This window comes from Streptomyces sp. NPDC060031, assembly GCF_042736805.1.
GTDB lineage: Bacteria > Actinomycetota > Actinomycetes > Streptomycetales > Streptomycetaceae > Streptomyces.
The window spans coordinates 1-1,844 of record NZ_JBHWVM010000203.1 but is presented as its reverse complement, the minus strand read 5'-3'; the positions used below and the strand labels follow the sequence as shown (position 1 = coordinate 1,844).

Genomic DNA, 1,844 nt, shown 5'->3' with positions numbered 1-1,844 from the left:
ATATTAACTACGAAAGAAAATGAACAATCCACCCAAGTATGCTTAATGTAACTAAAACAGCACCAAACTTCAAAACTAATCGCAGGAAGAAAGAACCTGTTGCCAACAAATATTTAATTCCTTTTAGGAAAAGAAATCCCACAATTATTAATAGGAAAATGGTAGCAATCACTTGAACAGCAATCATACTAAAATCTCCGTCTAATTTCGTCTATTACATCTTGAGATAGTATGAATTCATTGTTTCTTAATCTTTCCGCAGTGCTACGAAGATAATTTATATCATCTTCAGAAAGGGTTTGTATATACTCTAAGTTTACAGATGAAAATCTATTTATTGAAATACTGTTTTGAGAAGTTGATTCTTGTGCTATTTTCTCCTTTATTTCTATAAAATCAACAGTTCCGTATGTTTTCATCAGTTTTTTAGCTAATTTAACAGCTTTTTTTTCTTCTTCTTCTTTTAATTTTTTCTTAGCTTCAGCAATCTTTTTGTCTGCTTCTTCCCTTAATTTAAGCGCTAATTCTAATTCCTCTTGTGGATCCTTTTTTCTAGCCATGTTGAGTCTAATCTCCTTTTTATAAATTTCTTAAGACGTCAAATCTAGAACCTTTTTTCGTTTTCCCCTTCTCATAATTACTTACCTTTTCTCCAAACAACGAGCCAAAATAACTTGATTCAACTTTTTTATTTTCTGTTGGTTGCCCGATTTTCTTTGTATCTTGGGTTGATTCAACTATTTGTTTAATACTCTGCTGTACTGGTTCTGGAGTAGATGAAAATGCCTTTTGAACATCTTGCAAGATGACTTGTTTAATTGGTTCTTTTGCTCCAAAAGATGTTTTTTCTAGCTCTTGAACAACTTTCATTTTGAGTGTTTCAGGAGCAATATTTCCTTGTTTTTGAACATCTTCTATTACTCTCTTAACTGTTTGATGTGCTTCTTGTGGAAGCCTTGCTGTTGTAAGAACTTGCTGTACATTTTGTTGTATTTGTTGCGGTGTCGCTATTTTTGCTTGCTCTATTTCTTGTACGACACGTTGTCTATTCGGTGCCGTTTCGGAACTATTTTGAACATCTTGAATCACCGTTTGACGTTGCGACACTGCCTGTCCGTTGCTAGATTGTATATCTTGTACAATGGATTGCTTGCCTATATGGTTAGACTGTGGAACGGATTTAACATCTTGTTCTATGCTTTGTTTTAATGGAGCGCTATTCACTGTATTAGCCTTCATATTTTGAACAGCATCTTGCATAGAATGATTAGCCGAGCTTCCAGCTGCAACTTCTTGTCTGGTACGATTAATAATCCCTTCGCTGCTTTGTTGATTAATTGATTTATTCTCAGGAGTTAATCGCATATTACTTGCTGCATTTACATCCACATTTCCATTCGGATTTAATGATTCTTTTAATTTCATTTCTGCTAAAATTTCTTCATTCGATTGTGTTTTACCATTTGCGCGATCATTCACACTGCTAATAACATCTTGTTGAAGTGTCTGCCTTTGATTAGTTGGCGTTATTGTTGCGTTATCTCCTGCATTTTTTTCTTGTAATTCTTGGCCATTGTTAGACGTATCATATCTTTTTATTGATGATGAAGGGTCATTAGAAAGTTCGTTATTGCTATTTAAAGACTGTTTATTTTGATTTAAACCCTTTTCCCCTTGAAGTGCGTTAGCTACGTTTGTAGCGACTCCAGAAGTTTCAACAGCAGCAGTAGAAAGACCTTCCATCTTACCATCTGAATTAATACTATTACTCAATCCATTACTACTCAATTTTTCTTTAGAAAAATCACCCAATTGATTTCTATTTTTGTTATTACCTGAAACAC

General features: G+C 33.8%; 2 protein-coding genes. Both read right to left on the bottom strand.

The window, feature by feature from the left end:
* Positions 1-188: 188 nt before the first annotated feature.
* Positions 189-560, bottom strand: coding sequence for a hypothetical protein (locus tag ACFWB8_RS37005; RefSeq protein ID WP_375877795.1), 372 nt, complete (start codon positions 558-560; stop codon positions 189-191).
* Positions 561-579: 19 nt separating this feature from the next.
* Positions 580-1,844 (bottom strand): hypothetical protein (locus ACFWB8_RS37000; RefSeq protein WP_385237698.1); only part of this gene is annotated, 1,265 nt, incomplete at its 5' end.

What these genes read in the sequence shown, in the direction of transcription:
- ACFWB8_RS37005 (WP_375877795.1), bottom strand. Translation starts at nt 560, where the DNA reads ATGGCTAGAAAAAAGGATCCACAAGAGGAATTAGAATTAGCGCTTAAA.